Consider the following 21,923-nt stretch of genomic DNA (forward strand, 5'->3'; position numbering starts at 1 on the left):
AAAACGCTTGAGTTTTATATCAGTTATTATTTTATTAGGAATAGCACGGTTTATAGTTATTCTTTACTAGATTTACTTAAATTAGCAATACATCATGTCTAAAAAGATTAAAAAAATAGGAGTTTTAACATCGGGTGGCGACGCTCCTGGAATGAATGCTGCAATACGTTCTGTTGTTAGAACCTGTGCCTATCATGAAATAGAATGCGTTGGTATTTACAGAGGTTTTGAAGGGTTAATTGAAGCCGATTTTAAGCCACTTTCTGCGCGAAGTGTTAATAATATTATTCATACGGGTGGCACCATGCTAAAATCGGCTAGATGTCAGGAATTTAGAACGGATGAAGGTCGACAAAAAGCACATGAAAATCTTAAAAATGCCAATATAGATGCTTTGGTAATTATTGGAGGAGATGGAAGCTTTAACGGCGGTTTAGTGTTTAATAAAGCGTTTAATTTTCCAATTATTGGAATTCCTGGTACTATTGATAATGATATTTTTGGAACCAATTTCACTTTAGGTTTTGATACAGCTATAAATACGGTAGTTGAAGTTATTGATAAAATTAGAGACACGGCAAGTTCCCATAAAAGGTTATTTTTTGTAGAAGTAATGGGTCGCGATGTGGGCCATATTGCATTAAATGCGGGTGTTGGAGCAGGAGCGGAAGAAATATTAATACCAGAAGAAGATTTAGGTTTAGAGCGGCTTTTAGAATCTTTAAGACGCAGTAAAAAATCCGGCAAATCATCTAGTATTGTTGTGGTTGCTGAAGGTGATAAGATTGGAAAAAATGTTTTCGAATTGAAAGATTATGTGGAAGAAAATATGCCAGAATATGATGTGCGTGTTTCGGTTTTAGGCCACATGCAGCGTGGTGGATCACCATCGTGTTTTGATCGGGTTTTAGCTAGTAGAATGGGTGTGAAAGCTGTAGAAACACTGTTGGAAGGTAAAACCAATTTTATGGTGGGTATTATTGATAATAAAATAACGCTTACCCCATTGGAAAAAGCCGTAAAAGGTAAAACAGAAATAAATAAAGAGCTATTACGTGTGTCAGATATTATGACCACTTAATAATTAATACTAATAAGAAATAGAGAAGAAGATGTCAAAATTAAAATTAGGTATAAACGGATTTGGAAGAATAGGTCGCATTGTTTTTAGAGCAAGTATACAAAGACCAAATGTTGAGGTTGTAGGTATTAATGATTTATTAGAAGTAGAGCATTTAGCTTATTTATTAAAATATGATTCGGTTCATGGTCGTTTTGATGGAACAGTGGAAGTAAAAGATGGCCATTTGGTGGTAAATGGAAAAACGGTTCGCGTAACGGCAGAACGCGATCCAAAAAACTTAAAATGGGATGAAGTGGGTGCCACGGTTATTGCCGATTGTACAGGTATTTTTAAAAGTATTGAATCAGCGCATGGACATATTGATGCTGGCGCTAAAAAAGTGGTGATTTCAGCTCCAAGTAAAGATGCGCCTATGTTTGTAATGGGTGTAAATCATAAAGATGCTAAAGCGTCTGATACCATTGTTTCAAATGCTTCATGTACCACGAACTGTTTGGCTCCTATGGCGAAAATTATTAACGATAATTTTGGCTTTGAAGAAGGTTTAATGACCACTGTTCACGCGGCAACATCATCACAAAGCACCGTGGATGCGCCAAGTGCCAAAAACTACCGTTTAGGACGCTCTGCATTAAATAATATTATCCCAACTACTACTGGTGCTGCAAAAGCAGTTGGTATTGTGATACCAGAGTTAGATGGTAAAGTAACCGGAATGGCATTTCGCGTACCAACAGCAGATGTTTCTGTGGTAGACTTAACTGTAAGAACCAAAAAAGAAACCTCGATAGAGGAAATTAAAAAAGCATTTAAAGATGCTTCAAATGGCGCTTATAAAGGTATTGTAGGCTATACGGAAGATGCCGTTGTTTCGCAAGATTTTGTTGGTGAAACCAATATTTGTGTTTTTGATGCCGATGCATCTATAGAATTAAATTCTAAATTCTTTAAAGTAGTAGGATGGTATGATAATGAGTTTGCCTATTCCTATAAATTAGTTGAATTAGCAGAGCACATAAACAGTTTATAAATTAAACGACACCTCAATCCGCAGGATTATAATTAATTGTAGTCTGCGGATTTGTTCTTTTTAGAAAATATGATATTAATAGTTGATAGTGGTTCTACAAAATCGGATTGGATTTCAGTTGATGAAAATGGCAAGCATGTATTAAATAAGATAAAAACTAAAGGTTTAAATCCAGCCATTTTAAACAAAGATGAATTGTTTGAAATCATCAATAATCATCCCGAATTGCAAAAACATAAATTGCTTGTTGATCAGGTCTTTTTTTATGGTGCCGGTTGTGGTACAGAAAAACCACGATTACTTTTAAAATCTGTTTTGGAATCTATTTTCCCCAACGCAGAAGTGGAGGTGAAAGAAGATACCTATGCAGCCGTTCGTGCTACTTTAAATGCGCCAAATGAAGCTGCCGTAGTTTGTATTTTAGGAACTGGATCTAATTGTAGTTATTTTGATGGCAGTAATCTGCATCAAAATGTGAAATCTTTGGGTTATACAATCATGGACGATGCTTCTGGAAATTATTATGGAAGACAATTAATTCGGGATTATTATTTTAATAGTATGCCAGAATCTATCCGAAAAACTTTTGCAGATACCTATAATATAGAAGCGGATGATATTAAGTTTAACCTTTATAAACAACCTAATCCAAATGCGTATTTAGCAGGATTTGCGGAATTTATGTTCAAAAATAAAGAATCAGTATATATCCAGGAATTAATTAAAAAAGGTTTGCGTTTATTTTCAGAAACCATGATTTTGCAGTTTGAGGACGAAATCAAAAAAATTCCTGTTCATTTTGCGGGTTCTATTGCGCATTTTTCAAGAGAAGAAATTTTAGAAGTGGCCAAAGAATACAATTATACTGTTGGTAATATTGTAAGACGACCTATTGATGGTTTGGTTAATTATCACACAAACAGCAACACATAATGGAAATAGCAATTATTGCACATGATGGCAAAAAGGCCGAAATGGTTCAGTTTTTAAATGAACATAGAGACTTTTTTCATCAAGATCATATAACGTTAGTTTCTACGGGAACTACCGGAAATAAGGTTGAAAGCGCTGGCTATAAAGTAAAGAAATTATTATCAGGTCCTCTCGGTGGCGATGCCCAAATAGCAGGTCGAGTAGCCGAAGGCTTATGTAAAATGGTATTGTTTTTCAGAGATCCATTAGCCAAACATCCACATGAACCCGATGTTTTAATGCTTCTGCGTTTATGTGATGTGCATGATGTACCGTTAGCAACAAATCCGGCAACGGCCTTACTTTTAATTAAAGGTGTGTCGGCTTCAAATTAAAGTGATTCTATAACAGTTGGTTTAGATTAGTTGCCAAGGCGAAAACCAACAATTATTTTTACAAAGTGTTATTAATCAATTTTTATTGCGTTCCAAGTCCTTCAATAATATAAGATTCAGCTAATAATTTTATTTTTTCGGAATCGACTTTATTAAGTTTAAAATCAATTTGCTTTATTAGTTTCCCCTTCTTGAAATATAGTTTGGTATTTATAATTGTATCTAATTCTGTTTGTTTGTTTGAAAATTGTAGGAATTTAGCAAAAATCAATTTTTTCTCTTTATAATAAAATTCAAAGTATGCTATGGAGTCATTTGGATGAGCTGTTTCGGTTATTATACGGTAAAGTTTGTTTTTTTTGTCAGTTAACTCATATGTTGAAGTTCCACCAATAATTTCTCCGTTTAAATTCTCCGTATTGAATTCTGTTATAGATTCATTTAAGTCAGTTCGATTTTCTATTTCTTTTACGTGATTTTTGATTTCAGTAATTGTTTTATTTACTGAACAACTTGTCAGAATAACAAAAATTAATAATATGCAGATTCGTTTTTTCAAATAATTTACAACAATAAAGTACAACTAACTTCTTCCTACTTAACAGCCATCACGCTAATTTCTACATTCACATATTTTGGTAAATTCGCCACTTCTACAGTTTCACGTGCTGGTGCCGTATCTGAATTGAAATAATTAGCATAAACACTATTTATTTTTCCGAAATTGCCCATATCACTAATAAATATGGTCGATTTAATGACATTTTCAAACGTCATGTCTGCAGCTTCTAATACTGCTTTTAAGTTTTGCATAACTTGTTCAGTTTCCAATTCTATAGTTTCTAAAACCAACTCATTAGTTTCAGGATTTATAGCAATTTGTCCAGACGTATAAAGCATATTACCAACTAAAACGGCTTGATTATAAGGTCCAATTGGAGCAGGTGCGTTTTTGGTATTGATTATTTTTTTCATAATAAAAAGGATAAGAAATTTAGAATTATAACCTTTGGTCTGGTTGTCTACGTTTATCGTATTTAATATCTTTTAGGATATTAGATTTAATACCAATAAAGAAATACCAAGAGCTTCTTGAGCTAAATGGTACCCAACTTAAATTCATACGCCAGCTTAATAAATCGCGCTCAAAACGTAATTGTGTGTAGGTGAAACCTTGATTTTTAAAATCATAACCAGATGATGCGCCAATAGTCCATTGAGGTGCTATTTCAACATCACCTGAAAACATTAAAGAATGTGATGAAATTTCATTTTCTCTACGTGCATTCCCATAATTGGCAGCGTAAGCAAACTTTATATCCCATGGGATTTTTTGAGTATATAATTTACTGGGTTCCTTTTGCTTCTCATCATCTTCTTTGTCGTAATAACTTTGATCTGAAAAATCTTGGGCACGTCCAAATAAATCATCGTCACGACCACCACTTCGTAAATTTTCTTCTTGACTTCTGTCATTATCTGAACCATCAAAATCACGACTAGATATAGAATAACTCATGGTAATATTGGCGCTGGTTAATCGGAATAAACTACCGCCATTATCTGTATTAAATTTATCAATTTTATTGTTGTTGTTATCTAAAGCGTACGGATCCATTGTAGCACCAAAATTAATGGACATTTTGTTCTTTAAAATTTGTGTGCTACCAGACATTCTTAAAGGACTCCAATTTAAAGAATCGCCTGCCACGTTATATGCTGTTGAAAAATTTAAGTTATCTAATAATTTAATTTTTCGCGCTTCAGTTGCTGAAGAATCTTTATCGCGAACTTTAGCTTCAATATTATTAGATAAGCTCATACCAATGGAGCTGGAATAGCGGTTGTTAGGAACACCAAAAATTCCATTTTCAAATCGCGTATATTCTTCTTCCGTAGTTGTTAATCCGTCTGCACTAATTACTTCAAAAGTTTGATAATATTTACTAAAAGATGGGTTGATGTTATAGCTTATAGATGGTCGCATAACGTGACGAATTTGCTGAATTTTTCTGTCTTTTCCGTCTTTTCTGAAATCGAACATACCATAAACGGTAGTTCCTAAACTGGTACTAAAATTATAAGTTCTAAAGGCATCAAAGCCTTTAATACTTTGTGTTATAACCTTTTCTTCGTCTGGATCAAAATATTTTTTAACCGTTTCAAAAACCCACGTTTCATCATAAGAGGTACTGGCGCTTAAACTTAAATATTTTAAAATTTTAAAGTTGGTGGTTAAGGGAATACTATGTTTGATGCCATTTTCGGCATTATCCCACATTTCTTTTTTAAAGAATAAGGAATCCGTGGTTAGAATTTTATTTTCTGCACGCACATTATACTGAAAGTTAACATTTTGAATAATCCCTTTTTTAACGCCTTCACGAGGTGCAAAAGGGAAAATACGACTCACACTGGCTTGAACTGTAGGCAAAGTCATATTTATAACTTGCGTATTCGTGTTTTGTGAATGTGTGGCTGCTGCACTAAAATTTACTTGAGGATCTCCCTGAAAGGTTTTAGAATATGAAACGGAAGACGCCAAGGTATTATTTAAAAAACTTGGTGCGTTTACTTGGTTTATGGATGTTTGGTAGTAATTACTACTCCCTAAATTCACGGATGCAGCAAAGCGAGAACTTGGATTGGCTTTCGTATCTTGCGTATGTGACCACCGAATATTATAAATATTTGATTTCCCATAATCAGGAAAACCACGCTCACTATTAATTAAGTTTTCATAGCGGAAGCCTAAATTCCCGCGAAATCGGTATTTATTAGCATAAGAACTTTCCATACGCAAACCATAACTACCATTGGTGTAATAATCGCCTAAAACGGCCAAATCAAAATATTCACTTAAAGCAAAATAATAACCACCATTTTGAATAAAATAACCGCGATTACTTTCTTCTCCAAAAGTTGGAATTATAACACCCGAAGTTTGCTTATTCGTTAAAGGAAAAAAACCGAAAGGTAAACCTAAGGGCGTCGGAACATCGGCAATTACCATATTGGTTAAACCAACGACAATCTTTTCGCCTGGAACAATTTTTATTTTATTAGCTTGAAAATAATATTCTGGATTATCTATATCTTTAGCCGTGGTAAAACGTCCTTTTTGTAAAAAAATAACGGAATCGTTGACTTTTTTGGTGACAGGTGCAAATATTTTAATATCGCCTTGTTCGGTGTTGGAATTATAAATTAACGCTTTTTGTGTTTTGGTGTTAAACTTTATAGAATCGGGTTTTACTTCGTTATCCAATTGCTTAAAAATAGGCGCTTGCGTGTAAACACCTGTAGAATCTGTAATACCTTTAGCAAAAACCGTATTCGTATTATAATCAATTATAATAATTCCAGCCTTCAGCTCCATGTCTTCATAATACACTTCGGCTTCATTATACATGTATAATTTCTGCTCCTTATTATTAAAGGATGTATAATCTGTAGCCTTATATTTTACAGGCCCTGTAAGCATTCCTGGCTTTGGTTTTACCGTATCTTTTACTATGGAATCTTGACCTTTTTCGTTGGTAACCGGTTTAATGGCATTGCCAACACGTACATTTAAGCTATCGTTATCTTTGCTTGCTTCAACCGTAATTCCAGATTTGGGCAAATCTTGACTGAAGCCAAAAGTGTTGATAAACACTGTAAAACTTAAGGCAAAAAGTATGTGAAAGTTGTTTGTACGCAACGCTTTTAAATGTATTTTTGTAAAAGTATGGCTCGGTTTTTGAATTGTCAAAATTACATATATTTTTTGTGATTAAATTAATATAAGTGAATTTTCCAAAATTAAAATAAACGAACAAAAAAGTTGTTATATCCTATATGAAAACGAATGTATCTATAAGTTTCTTATTTTTCACCTTACTTTTAACAGTATCTTCAATAAATTCCACATTTGCCCAAGGTAAATCTGGTAAATTTGTAGTGGTTTTAGATGCCGGACACGGTGGTCATGATCCTGGGAATCTTGGAAATGGTTTTAGAGAAAAAACGATTGCTTTAAATATTGTTTTGGAAGTGGGTAAGGAGCTTGAAAAAAACAAAGAAATTACCGTTATTTATACTCGTAAAACAGATGTATTTTTAAAATTGCGTGAACGTGCCGCTATCGCTAATAAAGCGGATGCGGATTTGTTTGTTTCCGTGCATTGTAATGCGTTTTCAAATAGTGCTTACGGTACCGAAACCTATGTTTTAGGTCTGCATGTTAACGAACAAAACTTTAATGTAGCTAAAAAGGAAAATGAGGTTATATTTTTAGAGGACGATTATGAAAAACACTATGAAGGTTTTGATCCAAACTCTCCGGAATCTTTAATTGGTTTAACGTTGATGCAAGAGGAATATCTGGATCAAAGTATCCAATTGGCTAGTTTCGTTGAAAACAATTTTACAGGAAAATTAAAGCGAAAAAGTCGTGGTGTTAAACAAGCCGGATTTTGGGTGCTTCATAACACCTATATGCCAAGCGTATTGATAGAAACTGGTTTTTTAACCTATAAACCAGAAGGTCAATATTTAAACTCTAATAAAGGTCAAGATGAAATGGCCATGGCTATTAAAGAGGCTATTTTAGATTATAAGAATAATTTAGATCAAAATGTGGGCGATTTTTTTCAACCTGGAAAACTAGATAAGGCTATCGACAAAATTTTGGAAGCTCCAGTTGTTTATGAGGGGATCACGTTTAAAGTTCAAATTGCCGCTAGTTCTAGAAAAATAATGGAGAAACCTTATAATTTTAAAGGATTAGATCCTATTTCTCGTGAGGAAGTAGATGCCTTATTTAAATATTATTATGGAGCCACTTCAGATTACAGTGCTGCCAAACGTCTCAAAGCCGAAGCAGATGCCAATGGATATGAGGGTTGCTTTATTGTTGCCTTTAAAAATGGTAAGCAAATTCCATTAGATGGCGTCCTAAAATCATCTGCTAATTAGATGCATTCTTTACAAATTTATTTATAATTTTGTTTAATAACTAAATAACCCCACTTTGAAACTATCAAAAGAAGTTAAAACTGCCATATTAGTAATTTCTGGAATCGTTTTTCTCGTTTTTGGAATTAACTACCTTAAAGGAATCAATCTATTGGATGGTTCTAATACGTACTATACCGAATTTGATTATAATGCACTTGCAGAATCTTCTGCTGTAACCATCAAGGGTAACAGCATTGGTCAGATAAGATCTATTAAATATGTACCGGAAACCAGCAAAACATTGGTAGCTTTTACTGTAGATAATGATTATAAATTCCCTGTAGATAGCAAAATACGTTTGTATTCTTCAGGTTTATTGGGTGATAATGCCATTGCTATTATTACTGGAAAATCTAACGAGATTGCTGAAGGTGGTGCCAAATTTGAATCTGACATTGAAAAAGATTTAATTTCGCAACTTGCTGGCAATTTTTCAGACATTAGTTCTGATTTAGGGTCAACATTAAAATCCGCTGATACCTTATTAATAGGTATCAATAAACTTATTGAAGATGATGGTGAAAAAGGTTTAAAAAATGCTATCGCAGAATTAAATGCCACTATTCAATCTTTTAATGCTTTGTCTAATTCCGTCAATTCTTTAGTGTCTAGAAATGAAGCTAATTTAACATCTGTTATTCGAAATTTTGATTCTATAAGTGGAAATTTAGCTGTTGTAACTGCCGATTTGAAGAAAGCAGATATATCTAAAACACTTGATAATTTAGACAATACTTTAGCTAATGTAAATAATGTTTTGGCCGATTTAGAAAATGGTCAAGGCACCATGGGCAAATTGCTAAAAGATGATAAATTATATGATAATTTAGAAATTGCTTCTATGCAATTAAGAGAATTGTTGCAAGATGTAAAACTGAATCCTAAACGTTATGTAAACGTATCTGTTTTCGGTGGAAAAAATAAGAAAGACTTCGAGAAACCTGAAGACGAAAGAGAATAAACCAAGCCACCTATGAATTATATTCCAAACATACTTTTTGCCATTGCATTGATTATTGGTATTGGCTATTTTGCATCAAATGTCAAAAAACTACTCCGAAACATCAAATTGGGCCAAGATGTGGACGTTAGTGATAATACATCACAACGTTGGAAAAACATGATAAACATTGCGCTCGGTCAAAGCAAAATGGTAAAACGTCCAGTTTCTGGATTTTTGCATGTTATTGTTTACGTGGGCTTTATTATTATCAATATTGAAGTTCTTGAAATAATAATTGATGGTTTATTTGGTACACATCGTATTTTTTTAGAAGTATTACCAACGTCAGTTTATGGATTCCTTATTGGTTCTTTTGAAATATTAGCCGCTTTAGTTTTTATAGCAGTTGTAATCTTTTGGATGAGGCGAAATGTGATAAAAATTAAACGTTTTTGGAAAGCTGAAATGAAAGGCTGGCCTAAAAGTGATGGGAATATCATTCTTTATATAGAAATGGTTTTAATGACCTTGTTTTTAGTCATGAATGCCACGGATACCTCATTTCAAGCTATGAATTCCGGAAACATTATAAGTCAATTTATTGCGCCAATGTTTAATGGTTTACCTGAAGCAACAATTATTATTATTGAACGTGCTGCATGGTGGGTGCATATTTTAGGAATACTAGCATTCTTAAACTATTTATATTTTTCGAAGCATTTACACATTCTATTGGCTTTTCCAAATACCTATTATGGCAAAGTGAGACCAAAAGGGCAACTAGATAATTTAGCAGCGGTAAGCAAAGAAGTTAAAATGATGATGGATCCAGATGCTGATCCTTTTGCTGCTCAACCGGAAGAAGATGAAAATGACGTTCCAGCTAAATTTGGTGCTAGTGATGTTCAAGATTTAAATTGGGTTCAACTTTTAAATGCCTATACCTGCACAGAATGTGGACGTTGTACTAGTGAATGTCCTGCAAATATTACGGGTAAGAAATTATCACCGCGTAAGATTATGATGGACACGCGTGATAGGCTAGAAGAGGTAGGTAAAAACATGGATGCCAATAAAGGTGTTTTTGTAGATGATGGTAAACAACTATTAGACGATTATATTACTCGTGAAGAATTATGGGCTTGTACTTCATGCAACGCGTGTGTAGAAGCTTGTCCAGTAAGTATTGATCCGCTTTCTATAATAATGGATATGCGTCGTTATTTAGTTATGGAGCAAAGTGCTGCGCCATTGGAGTTAAATAATATGATGACAAATATTGAGAACAATTCAGCACCTTGGCCATACAACCAAATGGATCGTTTAAACTGGAAAAACGAATAAACTATAATTTATAAACTTAAAAATCATTAAGAATTCAACTTTCACATATAGCTTATTAGTTGCTTCATTTCTTTTTTTTGGAATGGAAGTAATACAAGCGCAAAATTATGCGAAAGATTCATTACAGATTAAAGTTTATACCCAAATTACTTATAAAAGCAAAGAAGCCAAAGACATTAAATTGATAAAGGTTTTTTGCGATTATTGTTCAGATGAACAAACAAGTAAAATAGGTTATGCCGCATTGCGTCGGTCTTATGACGAACGCTATGATCCGGAAAATATATTGATAAATGGCAAAAAGAAACTCGCTATCATTATTCGTATTGATAAAAGTGATTTTTTAGCCATGAATGAGGAGATAGAAAACGAAAAGTCGCCATAATAACAAGTTTAAAGGTCGATTATAATGAAAAGAGAAGACGCAGATAAATTTTTACATGAGAAAGTAGAAGCAGGCGAAAAAGTGAGTCCTATTTTACCTGAAGGTGTAAAAAATTATTTAATAGACATTGATGGTACCATCACAGATGATATACCAAATGAAGAACCGGAGCGTATGGAAACTTGTGCGCCATATCCAGACGCTTTAATTACTTGCAACAAATGGTTTGATGAAGGCCATTTAATATGCTACTTCACTTCCAGAACAGAACAGCACCGCGAGGTTACTGAAAAATGGCTAGTAAAACACGGATTTAAATTTCATAGTTTATTAATGGGAAAACCACGAGGTGGAAATTACCATTGGATAGATAATCACTTAGTGAAGGCCACACAATACAAAGGAAAATTTACAGATTTAGTTGATAAAAAAGTCACCATTCAAGTTTTTGATGATGGTAAACATGAATAATAATATTATGAGCGAGCAACTTAGAGTGCCAACTATGGCGGAATATATGGCAGAAGGCAAACAACCAGAGGTTTTATTCTGGGTTGGTTGTGCGGGAAGTTTTGATGACAGAGCCAAAAAAATAACAAAAGCATTTGTACGAATTTTAAATAAATCAAATGTGGATTTCGCGGTTCTTGGTACCGAAGAAGGTTGCACAGGTGATCCAGCTAAACGTAGTGGAAATGAATTTTTGTTTCAAATGCAAGCGGCTTCAAATATTGAAGTTTTAAATGGTTACGAAATAACTAAAATTGTAACTACCTGTCCACATTGCTTTAATACCATGAAAAATGAGTATCCAGAGCTTGGTGGAAAATATGAAGTTATGCACCATACCCAATTTTTAAAGTCCTTATTAGAAGATGGACGTTTAACTATTGAAGGTGGTCAATTTAAAGGCAAACGCATCACGTTTCATGATCCTTGTTTTTTAGGTCGTGGAAATGGTGTTTATGAAGCTCCTCGGGAATTAATTCGCAAATTAGATGCTGAATTAGTTGAAATGAAAAGCTGTAAAAGTCGTGGCTTATGTTGTGGAGCTGGTGGTGCACAAATGTTTAAGGATGCTGAAAAAGGCGATAAAGAAATTAACGTGGAACGCACCGAGCAGGCCATGGAAATTAAACCAGAAATTATTGCTGCTGGCTGTCCATTCTGTAACACGATGATGACAGATGGTGTTAAAGCCAAAGACCAAGAGGCAAATATTCAAGTTATGGATATTGCGGAACTAATTGCAAATGCTGAAGATTTATAGAACCTATGAGCTTTTTTGAAAGAAATAAAACATATATCAAATTAGGAGTTATTTCCGGAATCATGTTTGCCCTTATTATGGTGGCATTCGATTATTTTATGGACAGAGACTTCCTATTTTGGAAATTCGCATTACATTTTGTGCTTTTCGGATGTTTTAACGGTTATATGGCGTATAGAAAGGTGAAGAAAGAAGAAAATAAACGTAATAAGTAAAACGGAATGTCGTGAAAAGTGAGAAAACTTCGTTCAAATCACGTCTTATTTTTGGTCTGGTTGCTGGTTTTTTTAGCGGTTTTGGAATTTTTCTTTGGGATTTTTTTGAAGAAGAACCCATTGTCATAGAAAAATATGTTTTTCAAGCAGTTTTTACTGGACTTTTTATGGCATTAGCCTTTGGCTATAAAGTGGATAAGAAGAATGAACCATGAGATTCAATTCAAAAACCATTAAAATAGGATTGATTTCTGGTGCTATCCACGGTCTCATTTTTGCTTTAGGTATGGCAGGTTTTGACTATGCAGATAAGCAGCCTTTTCATTTAAATCAGTTTTTGTTTTATTTCATCACTTTTGGAATAATAATGGGACTTACAGCAGTTTATACGAATACTAAAAAGAAAAATAATGTTAGTAGATTTTAATACATTACCCGAAGAATCACGTGTTTGGATATTTCAAGCCAATCGCACATTTACAGATGTTGAAATTGAAGAAATTACTTCAAAACTGGATGTATTTGTTGAAAATTGGACGGCTCACGGAAGTGATTTACAAGCTGGCTATACTATTGAGTATAAACGATTTATTATTTTGGCGTTAAACCAAGATTTAAATAAAGCAACGGGTTGTTCAATTGATGCATCCGTGCATTTTATCCAACAATTGGAAAAAGAATACGACGTGGATTTAATGGATAAAATGAATGTATCCTATAAGCAAGGTGAATTTGTAGCCTATAAAACGTTAACCAATTTCAGAAAAATGGCTAAAGAGCGTGCGGTTTCTAAAAACACCATCGTTTTTAATAATTTAGTGAATACTATTGCTGAATTTAAAGAGCATTGGGAAGTTCCTGCAAGTGAAAGTTGGCATGCGCGCTTTATGAAATAGTAGCTATAAATATTGTTTTATTCTCCTAATTTGAAAGTTTAACCTTTGAATTTTCAGGAGGATTGAAATCAAATAATTTTCGGGAAAATTTCTTTCTTATTTTCTTGAAAAATTAGGCGTCTTATATCAATAATTCTTCAATAGCTTCGTTATAAATCTATCTTAAAGTCTGTTATTATTCCTACTAAAATTGGTAATTTGGCACAGAATCTGAATCATATCTTAAAAATAATTCCTCTTCAAATATGCGATTACTCGTTTTTCTAGTTCTTTGTATTACGACCAATTCATTGGTTTATGGGCAAACGCCAGATCCTTTGTTAACGGCAGACGCCCAAGCACAAATGAAATGGGTAGATAGTATTTATACAGGAATGACATTGGATGAGAAAATTGGCCAACTTTTTATGGTTCAGGCTTTTTCAAATAAAGATTTACGCCATGAAAATATTATTAGTCAGATGGTGACTAATAATCATATTGGTGGCATTATATTTTCTAAAGGAGATCCAGTTAGTCAGGCTAAATTCAATAATGCTTTACAAAAAGCAGCTAAAACCCCCTTATTAGTTGGCATGGACGCCGAGTGGGGATTGAGTATGCGTTTGGATTCTACCTATGCTTTTCCGTGGAATATGACATTGGGTGCTATAAAAGATAATAAACTTGTTGAAAAAGCAGGGTTTAATATTGGCGAGCATTGCAAGCGTTTAGGCGTACATTTCAATTTTGCTCCAGATATTGATATTAATATAAATCCGAAGAACCCTATTATTGGTAACCGTTCATTTGGAGAAGATCGTGAAAACGTAACGGAAAAAGCAACGGCGTTTATGAAAGGCATGCATGATGCAGGCGTTTTATCAAGTGCGAAACATTTTCCAGGTCATGGAGACACTGATACCGATTCACATTTGGCTTTGCCAACGCTTGATTTTAATTTAAAGCGTTTAGATTCTATTGAATTATATCCTTACAAACGCTTAATTAAAGATGGTGTTTCTAGTGTTATGGTTGCGCATTTAAATGTGCCAGCTTTACAACCAGAAGTGGGCTTACCATCCTCTTTATCCAAACATATTATTACAGATATTCTTAAAGATCAAATGGGTTTTAAAGGCCTAATTTTTACTGATGCTTTAAATATGAAAGGTGTGGCTAATTTTAGTAGTCCAGGTGATATTGATTTGGCAGCTTTTCAAGCAGGTAATGATATTTTACTTATTTCTGAAGATACACCAAAAGCGATTGATAAATTGAAAGAAGCCTATGAGGCTGGAGCTATTTCAGAAGAACGTTTAGCACATTCGGTTAAAAAAATATTAAAGGCGAAGTATAAAGTAGGATTAAATAAATTGAAACCTGTTGAATTGAAAAATTTGGTTTCAGATTTAAATAGACCTCAAGACGATGTTCTTTATGAAAAATTAATTGAAAGCGCCATTACCGTTGTTAAAAATAAAGGAGATATTTTACCAATCCGAAATTTAGAAACAAAAAAAATCGCCTATTTGAAATTAGGTGATGACGATGGTTCAGATTTTTTAAGAGGACTTCAAAAATATGGTAAAGTTCACGAAGTTGTTGGTGATAATCTTAATGAAGTTATTGAGAAATTAAAGGCTTACAATACAGTAATTATAGGTTTTCACCGTTCCAACACAAGTCCTTGGAAAAGTTTCAATTTCACGGATAAAGAGCTCGTTTGGCTTTATGAAATATCAAGAACCAATAACGTTATTTTAGATGTTTTTGTAAGACCATATGCTCTATTGGATTTAAAAACGTTAGAAAACATTGAAGGTTTGGTTGTTAGCTATCAAAACAGTCCAATAGCTCAAGATGCGTCTGCACAAATTATTTTTGGAGCCGTTCAAGCTCAAGGTGTTTTGCCAGTTTCCATAGGAAACGGTTACGTTGCTGGAAACGGATTAAATTTGTCTAGTTTATCTCGTTTAGGTTATGCCATCCCAGAACGCGTGGGTATGAGCAGTGAAAAATTGAATAAAATAGATGCCATTGCTCAAAAAGCTGTAGATGGAAAAATGACGCCTGGAATTCAACTATTGGTAGCTAGAAAGGGAAAGGTTATTTATAATAAAAATTTTGGAAAACATACGTATGAACCTAATGCCGAACCAGTCAAGTTTAATGATATGTATGATGTGGCTTCACTTACCAAAATTTTAGCAACCTTGCCTTTATTGATGGAATTGGAAGAAAAAGGCGCTGTAACATTGGATACTAAATTATCTAAAATTCTTCCAGATTATGCTAATTCTAATAAAAAAGACATCACTTTAAAACAAATGCTTTCGCATTATGCGCGCTTGAGTCCATGGATTCCCTTTTACTTTAAAACCTTGGATGCTAATAAAAAACCAGACCCTAGATATTATAGAAATGAATCTGGCGGGAAATTTACCGTAAAAGTGGCCAATGAATTATACATGCGCGCGGATTATCAAGATTCTATGCAGAAAATTATTAAGGATACAGATTTGCTTAAAAGTTTAACCTACCGTTATAGCGATTTGCCCTATTTTATTCTTAAAAAATATATTGAAAATTATTATGATAAAGGTTTAGACGAGTTGGTTCAAGATCATTTTTACCAATCAATGGGCGCCAATCACACAACTTACAACCCGAGCAGTATTTTTAGTGATATTAATATTGTACCATCAGAAATTGATGATTATTACCGCTATCAAAAAATTCAAGGTTACGTGCATGATATGGGTGCGGCTATGCAAGGTGGAGTTGGCGGACATGCGGGTATTTTTAGTAACGCCAATGATGTGGCTAAAATTATGCAAACCTTCCTGCAAAAAGGATTTTATGGTGGCAAGCGCTATTTTAAACCAGAAACTTTAGATAAATTTAATACCTGTTTCTATTGTGATCAAAATAACCGTCGTGGAATTGGTTTTGATAAACCGCAATTAGGAACGTCGGGACCAACGTGTGGTTGTGTATCTATGTCTAGTTTTGGGCATTCTGGATTTACAGGAACCTATGCATGGGCAGATCCAGATGAAGAAATTGTTTATGTGTTTTTAGCGAATAGAACATTTCCAAGCGCTGGAACAAATACCTTATTAAAGGAAAATATTAGAACTGACATTCAACAATTGATTTACGAAGCTATAATCGATTAAATTTTGATTATTTGTATAGAATTTCAATGTTTTACGACCAATGGTTGAAATGTAAAAATTATAAGTTTTCGTCTCATGGAAACTTAAAATAGAACACAGATAGGAATGAAAATAGGAATCGTATGTTATCCAACTTTTGGAGGTAGTGGCGTTGTTGCAACGGAATTAGGAATTGAACTTTCAAAACGTGGTCACGAAGTCCATTTCATAACCTATAAACAGCCTGTTAGATTGGAATTATTAGGTAGTAACGTACATTTTCATGAAGTTACGGTTCCAGAATATCCATTGTTTCATTATCAACCGTATGAGCTAGCACTTTCTAGTAAATTGGTAGATATGGTAAAGCTTCATAAAATTGAAGTTTTGCACGTGCATTACGCCATTCCTCATGCCTATGCCGCTTATATGGCTAAAAAGATGTTGGAGGCAGAAGGCATCAACTTGCCATTTGTAACAACCTTGCACGGAACTGATATTACGCTTGTGGGAAGCCATCCTTTTTATAAAACAGCTGTTACTTTTAGTATTAATAATTCGGATGCAGTAACATCAGTTTCTGAAAGTTTAAAAAAAGATACTTTACGCTTATTTGATATTACAAATGAAATTGAAGTTATAACCAATTTTATTGATATTGGTAAGTATGTTAATAATTTCACGGATTGTCAACGTGCTATGATGGCTAAAGATGAGGAACGTATTATTACCCATGTTAGTAATTTCCGATCTGTGAAACGTATTCCCGACGTTATTAAAGTGTTTTATAATATTCAAAAGGAACTACCAGCAAAATTAATGATGGTTGGTGAAGGTCCCGAAAAAGAAGACGCTGAAATGTTAGCTAAAAAATTAGGTATCGAGGATAAAGTTGTGTTTTTAGGAAATAGTAATGAAGTTGACCGGATTTTATGCTTTTCAGATTTATTCCTTTTACCATCTCAAACGGAAAGTTTTGGATTAGCAGCTTTGGAGGCTATGGCTTCTGGAGTTCCTGTTATTTCAAGTAATTCTGGTGGAATCCCTGAAGTGAACGTTCATGGGGTTTCTGGTTATTTAAGTGATGTAGGTGATGTGGATGATATGAGTAAAAATGCGCTGTCTATTTTGAGAGATACAGACACTTTAAACACCTTCAAAGCTCAAGCAGCAAAAGAGGCCACTAAATTTGATATTTCTAAAATAGTACCACAATATGAAGCTATTTATGAAAAAACGTTGGCTAAAAGCAAAATCCTAAAATAACAACGCTTTCTTCAATCTAAAAAATTTTTATATAGTTTTATTTTATAACTTGAGATTTATTTTTAAAATCTCTATAAAATGAACAGAAAAAATTTCCTAAATCTAACCGCTAGAGCGGGCCTTTTTCTTGGTCTTACACCTAGTTTATTAGCAGGTAACCGTCAAGATAATTTTCAAGAAACAGAAGCTGTTAACGCTGTTTTAGAGGTTAATAAAGCCAAAGGAAATATGGTAAGCTTTGCCGATAAACCTATCGATAAAGTCCGTGTTGGAATGATTGGAATGGGAAATAGAGGAGCTGTACTTATTCAAATGTTTGAATATTTAGTAAAGCATAACCATTCTGAAATTGTTGCACTTTCCGATTTAAAAGAAGCTAAAGTCCAAAAACAAAACGATTATTTAAAAACCATTCAAGATACAGCCGCCGATTTATATTTTGGAGGTGAAGATGAATGGAAAAAAGTGGTTCAACGTGATGATATTGATTTGCTGATTATTGCAACGCCTTGGAGCTTCCACACCGAAATGTGTATTTATGGCATGGAAAACAATAAACATGTAGCCTGCGAGCAGCCTTTAGCCTTAACCATGAAAGATTGTTGGAAGCTAATAGAGGTTTCTGAACGTACTGAAAAGCATTGTATGTACATGGAAAATTGCTGTTTTAATGGCGAGGAACTTTGGGTACTTAATATGATTGATCAAGGGGTTTTTGGTGATATTAATCATGCAGAAGGCGCTTACATTCACGATCTCCGCAAACACATGTTGGATGACACCTATTATGAAGATCATTGGCGCATAAAACATCATGAAAAACATAATGGCAACTTTTATACCGGTCACGGTTTAGGACCTGTTAGTTTTTACATGGATATTGGTCGTGGTGATAATTACGATCATATGGTTAGTATGAGTTCTAGAGAGCAAAGTTTAAGTGAAGCTGCCAAAATGGAGAATTTTGAGACTCAAAAGTTTGCTTGTGGCGACATGAACACCTCATTAATTAAGACGAAGAAAGGCAAAACCATCATGCTTCAATTTGATACGCATACGGGCAGACCTTATTCCAGATTAAACACTGTTACCGGAACGAAAGCGGTTCATGAAGGTTATCCATCTCGTTTATATGTTGGACATAAGGAATTGCAATGGGGACATTCTTGGTTAAAAGATGAAGAATATCAAGATTACAGAGAGCGTTATGATCATCCCCTTTGGAAAAAATTACGAACGCAAATTGATGCCAATGCTGTTGGACATGGCGGAATGGATTTCGTGATGATTTATAGAATGATTCGTTTTTTGAATCAAGGTTTACCTTTGGATATTAACCTATACGATAGTGTTCTTTGGAGTGCTATTACGCCTTTATCGGAAATATCAGTCAATAATAATAGTGCTAGCACAAAAATCCCGGATTTTACAGGTGGAACTTGGGAGAAGCCACGTAAAAGTGAGATATTAAGAGATATTATGTAAACTGCGTTTTGGTGATTTTTTTAATAGCATCTAAATTATCAAAAACAGATTGTAAAAGGGTAAACTGATTAGCAGCACGATCTAAATTATGAGTGGGATAAGCCGTTTTATAATAGGTGTCGTTATTCAAGAAATCCGTTAAAAAGCGCAACCCCATAATATAAATGATGGTTTGAATTCCTAATGGTAGATAGGCTATTTCTTGAGAAGTAAGAATTGCTTTTGTTTTTACTGCAAAGCCTTCGCAATAAGCAGCATAAAGCTCTAAATTTATCTCAATTTTATTTAAATCGATTTCATCTTCGGTTGCAGTAGCACAAATAGAACGCACTGAATCTCCAAAATCATAATGCACCAATCCGGGCATAACGGTATCTAAATCTATAACCGCTAATCCATTGTGGTTTTCATCAAATAGAATATTAGATAATTTGGCATCATTGTGTGTAATTCGAGTAGGGAAGTGGTTTGCAGTTTGTAAAGTTGCTAATTTACACATGGCTAATTGGTGATTTTTAGCAAACAGAATCCAATCCGCTGTCTGTTCTTTTCTGTTGAAATTGGCTTGTTTTAAAGCGGTTTCAAATTGCGAAAAGCGCCAAGGAACCGAATGAAAATCTTTTAAAGTTTCGGTAATAGCTTCCGAAGAAATAGTTTCAGTGTTTACTATAAAATCGCCATACAATTTCCCGGCTTCAAAGGCGAGTTTTGATGATTCTGCTATTTCAATCGTTAACGCGTTAGGAATAAAACGCATGACATTCCAAAAGGCATTTTCATGTTTAAAAACGTATTGGTCTTGAGCTGTTTTTAAATAGGTAACCGCTTGGTAAGGTGAATTTGTCTTTTTATAATTGGCTTGTAAATGCGCGCTAACCAGTACTTTATTCGCAATGACCGCTTCAGCATTTTTAAATACAGCACTGTTTAATTTTTGAACAATAAATTTATCATCTTTTTTATCCGTTACTAAAAAGGTATCATTAATATGACCCGATTGCAACGTTTCTATTTGTATCGATGAATTGTCAATTCCGAAAATTTCACGTATATAATCAAGATTACCTATCATTACCAGAGTTTTTTAGGGTACATATTGGCATCAACAAACGTTTGGATTTGTTTTCGGGCTAATGGTTCATCAGCCAAATAGGTAATTCCAAACCAAGCATCATCCGTGGCTAGCACTTGAATGTTATTTTGTTTATTTTCAATGAGATAATTAATAATATAGGTAATGTAAAATTCATCTTTTTCAAAATCTGATATAGCATTTAAAAATTTCAGAAATAAGGCATCAGCAACATTAAAAACAGAAGCTTTAAATCCCCAGAAATTCATGGAAACTAACGTTTCGGGGTTTAATATGTTACTTTTTTTATTATTCTGAACAGTAATATCACCAACATCATTTTTAATAATGGCAGTTTGTTCATCTATAGCTGTTAAATAATTTTTAGAATCCGTTTTACAAATTCCACGAGATACAGATCCGTTTTCTGATAAGGTGTTTTTTAACGCATAACCAATCAAATAATGATTTGTATTCTCATCATTAAATAGGGCGCCAAACATCAGTTTAAAAGCCTTTCTTCCATAAAAATCGTCAGCATTAATCAATGTGAAATTAGAAGTGACGATTTTTTTTAATGCTAATAAGGCATGACCAGTTCCCCATGGTTTTATGCGAGATCTGGAATCTTTTAATTCCTTATTTTGAATCACAAAATCTACAGTAATATTTTCAGGAAATACGCAAGAATATCGAATTTTAAAAGTTTCAAAAGTTTCGTCACTGACAATAAAAACGATGTGATTATAACCCACTTGAATAGCATCATAAATACTGTAATCCATAATAGCGTAGGTGCTATAAACAGGGTGTAATTGCTTTAAGCTCCCAAAGCGAGATCCCATTCCAGCAGCCATAATTGCCAAGGTTTTTTTTGTCATAAAACAAATATAAAAAAAGCACGTCCATAAAGGGCGTGCTTTTGTGTAATTGAAAATTTTAAAGAAATTAGAATTGGTATCTGACACCTAATCCAATATCAAAATCTAAATCATTATTGTCATAATTGCTGTTTCCAAAACCTAATTCTGGTCTGAAATCTAACGATAATAATAATGGGAAATCAAAACTGTACTCAATACCCACAACGCCTGCTAAAAACACAAAGGCATCTGAATCATCACTTTTGTAAAAATCTTTGCCTCTGTAATAATCATTATCAACTGTGTAAGCCCCAAAGCCTACACCAGGTCCTGCATACCAGTTAAAACCGCCTTCAATATTCCAAACCCATTGGTACAGACCAGCTACTTTAAATCCATCGTAATATTTACCGTCTCTCCAACCTAAATCAAATTCCAAACGGTTGTTGTCTCCAATAGCGCGTTGGTAGGAAATTTCTGCACCAAAACCATCGCTATCACCTAATCGTAATCCAATAGCATTTTTAGATATTTCTTGTGAAAATCCAATTGCAATAAATCCTAAACTGGCTATAATAGCCAAACATGTGTTTTTCATAATTTATTTATTTTATTAGTTTAT

General features: G+C 33.8%; 23 protein-coding genes. 17 read left to right on the forward strand and 6 right to left on the reverse strand.

Features of this window, described 5'->3' with window-relative positions; all coding sequences use genetic code 11:
• Window positions 1-94: 94 nt before the first annotated feature.
• From pfkA to ES674_RS11310, 4 genes are all read left to right on the forward strand, one after another.
• Complete coding sequence (gene pfkA, locus ES674_RS11295; protein ID WP_148404155.1) at window positions 95-1,081, forward strand: 6-phosphofructokinase; 987 nt, start codon at window positions 95-97, stop codon at window positions 1,079-1,081.
• Window positions 1,082-1,112: 31 nt separating this feature from the next.
• A complete protein-coding gene (gene gap / locus ES674_RS11300; RefSeq protein WP_148404156.1) occupies window positions 1,113-2,114 on the forward strand; it encodes a type I glyceraldehyde-3-phosphate dehydrogenase in 1,002 nt (333 codons plus the stop codon).
• Between the two features lie 69 nt (window positions 2,115-2,183).
• On the forward strand, window positions 2,184-3,047 hold the full coding sequence (locus ES674_RS11305; protein WP_148404157.1) for an N-acetylglucosamine kinase: 864 nt from the start codon (window positions 2,184-2,186) through the stop codon (window positions 3,045-3,047).
• Complete coding sequence (locus ES674_RS11310) at window positions 3,047-3,421, forward strand: methylglyoxal synthase (RefSeq protein WP_148404158.1); 375 nt, start codon at window positions 3,047-3,049, stop codon at window positions 3,419-3,421. The genes ES674_RS11305 and ES674_RS11310 overlap by 1 nt, the downstream gene beginning before the upstream one ends.
• An 82-nt stretch (window positions 3,422-3,503) precedes the next feature.
• Here ES674_RS11310 and ES674_RS11315 read toward each other — a convergent pair whose 3' ends face one another.
• From ES674_RS11315 to ES674_RS11325, 3 genes are read right to left on the reverse strand one after another with little or no spacing between them, the layout of a single operon-like run.
• Window positions 3,504-3,980 (reverse strand): hypothetical protein, encoded by a 477-nt coding sequence (locus ES674_RS11315; RefSeq protein ID WP_148404159.1) that lies wholly within the window; start codon window positions 3,978-3,980, stop codon window positions 3,504-3,506.
• A gap of 35 nt (window positions 3,981-4,015) precedes the next feature.
• Entirely contained in the window at window positions 4,016-4,396 is a 381-nt protein-coding gene (locus tag ES674_RS11320; RefSeq protein ID WP_148404160.1) for a RidA family protein, read from the reverse strand.
• A 25-nt stretch (window positions 4,397-4,421) separates the two neighbouring features.
• Window positions 4,422-7,175, reverse strand: coding sequence for a putative LPS assembly protein LptD (locus ES674_RS11325; protein ID WP_148404161.1), 2,754 nt, complete (start codon window positions 7,173-7,175; stop codon window positions 4,422-4,424).
• An 86-nt stretch (window positions 7,176-7,261) separates the two neighbouring features.
• Between ES674_RS11325 and ES674_RS11330 the strand changes: the two genes are divergently transcribed.
• The 13 genes from ES674_RS11330 (at window position 7,262) to ES674_RS11390 (ending at window position 19,366) form a co-directional block, all read left to right on the forward strand.
• Window positions 7,262-8,380, forward strand: a complete 1,119-nt coding sequence (locus tag ES674_RS11330) for an N-acetylmuramoyl-L-alanine amidase family protein (RefSeq protein ID WP_170234007.1) — start codon at window positions 7,262-7,264, stop codon at window positions 8,378-8,380.
• A gap of 55 nt (window positions 8,381-8,435) precedes the next feature.
• Window positions 8,436-9,383 carry an MlaD family protein gene (locus ES674_RS11335; protein WP_148404162.1) on the forward strand — a complete coding sequence of 316 codons (948 nt, stop codon included), beginning with the start codon at window positions 8,436-8,438 and terminating at the stop codon, window positions 9,381-9,383.
• Window positions 9,384-9,395: 12 nt separating this feature from the next.
• Window positions 9,396-10,709 (forward strand): (Fe-S)-binding protein, encoded by a 1,314-nt coding sequence (locus ES674_RS11340; RefSeq protein WP_148404163.1) that lies wholly within the window; start codon window positions 9,396-9,398, stop codon window positions 10,707-10,709.
• 82 nt (window positions 10,710-10,791) lie between these two features.
• The gene (locus ES674_RS11345; RefSeq protein WP_246126030.1) at window positions 10,792-11,094 is read left to right on the forward strand and encodes a hypothetical protein; all 303 of its coding nucleotides are present in this window, start codon (window positions 10,792-10,794) and stop codon (window positions 11,092-11,094) included.
• A gap of 24 nt (window positions 11,095-11,118) precedes the next feature.
• Window positions 11,119-11,565 carry an LNS2 domain-containing protein gene (locus tag ES674_RS11350; RefSeq protein WP_148404164.1) on the forward strand — a complete coding sequence of 149 codons (447 nt, stop codon included), beginning with the start codon at window positions 11,119-11,121 and terminating at the stop codon, window positions 11,563-11,565.
• A gap of 7 nt (window positions 11,566-11,572) precedes the next feature.
• Window positions 11,573-12,364 (forward strand): (Fe-S)-binding protein, encoded by a 792-nt coding sequence (locus ES674_RS11355; RefSeq protein ID WP_148404165.1) that lies wholly within the window; start codon window positions 11,573-11,575, stop codon window positions 12,362-12,364.
• 5 nt (window positions 12,365-12,369) lie between these two features.
• Window positions 12,370-12,579: a hypothetical protein gene (locus tag ES674_RS11360; protein WP_148404166.1), complete on the forward strand. Its 210-nt coding sequence runs from the start codon at window positions 12,370-12,372 to the stop codon at window positions 12,577-12,579.
• An 11-nt stretch (window positions 12,580-12,590) separates the two neighbouring features.
• Window positions 12,591-12,794 (forward strand): hypothetical protein, encoded by a 204-nt coding sequence (locus tag ES674_RS11365; protein ID WP_148404167.1) that lies wholly within the window; start codon window positions 12,591-12,593, stop codon window positions 12,792-12,794.
• Complete coding sequence (locus tag ES674_RS11370; RefSeq protein WP_148404168.1) at window positions 12,791-13,006, forward strand: hypothetical protein; 216 nt, start codon at window positions 12,791-12,793, stop codon at window positions 13,004-13,006. The genes ES674_RS11365 and ES674_RS11370 overlap by 4 nt, the downstream gene beginning before the upstream one ends.
• Complete coding sequence (locus ES674_RS11375; protein ID WP_148404169.1) at window positions 12,990-13,475, forward strand: ABC transporter ATPase; 486 nt, start codon at window positions 12,990-12,992, stop codon at window positions 13,473-13,475. The genes ES674_RS11370 and ES674_RS11375 overlap by 17 nt, the downstream gene beginning before the upstream one ends.
• A gap of 245 nt (window positions 13,476-13,720) precedes the next feature.
• A complete protein-coding gene (locus ES674_RS11380) occupies window positions 13,721-16,636 on the forward strand; it encodes a glycoside hydrolase family 3 N-terminal domain-containing protein (RefSeq protein WP_148404170.1) in 2,916 nt (971 codons plus the stop codon).
• A 105-nt stretch (window positions 16,637-16,741) separates the two neighbouring features.
• Window positions 16,742-17,881: an N-acetyl-alpha-D-glucosaminyl L-malate synthase BshA gene (bshA, locus tag ES674_RS11385; protein WP_148404171.1), complete on the forward strand. Its 1,140-nt coding sequence runs from the start codon at window positions 16,742-16,744 to the stop codon at window positions 17,879-17,881.
• A gap of 78 nt (window positions 17,882-17,959) precedes the next feature.
• Window positions 17,960-19,366, forward strand: a complete 1,407-nt coding sequence (locus ES674_RS11390) for a Gfo/Idh/MocA family protein (RefSeq protein ID WP_148404172.1) — start codon at window positions 17,960-17,962, stop codon at window positions 19,364-19,366.
• On the opposite strand, the gene ES674_RS11395 is transcribed toward ES674_RS11390, so the two are convergent.
• The 3 genes from ES674_RS11395 to ES674_RS11405 form a co-directional block, all read right to left on the reverse strand.
• Window positions 19,359-20,438, reverse strand: coding sequence for a phosphotransferase enzyme family protein (locus ES674_RS11395; RefSeq protein ID WP_148404173.1), 1,080 nt, complete (start codon window positions 20,436-20,438; stop codon window positions 19,359-19,361). The two genes, ES674_RS11390 and ES674_RS11395, sit on opposite strands and share 8 nt — an antisense overlap.
• Window positions 20,438-21,319: a sugar phosphate nucleotidyltransferase gene (locus tag ES674_RS11400; protein ID WP_148404174.1), complete on the reverse strand. Its 882-nt coding sequence runs from the start codon at window positions 21,317-21,319 to the stop codon at window positions 20,438-20,440. Before ES674_RS11400 ends, ES674_RS11395 begins: the two co-directional genes overlap by 1 nt.
• A gap of 67 nt (window positions 21,320-21,386) precedes the next feature.
• The gene (locus tag ES674_RS11405) at window positions 21,387-21,899 is read right to left on the reverse strand and encodes a porin family protein (protein WP_148404175.1); all 513 of its coding nucleotides are present in this window, start codon (window positions 21,897-21,899) and stop codon (window positions 21,387-21,389) included.
• Window positions 21,900-21,923 lie beyond the last annotated feature (24 nt).

Origin of the sequence: Bizionia myxarmorum (assembly GCF_008086205.1) — a bacterium.
In the GTDB taxonomy this organism is placed as follows: Bacteria; Bacteroidota; Bacteroidia; order Flavobacteriales; family Flavobacteriaceae; genus Algorimicrobium; species Algorimicrobium myxarmorum.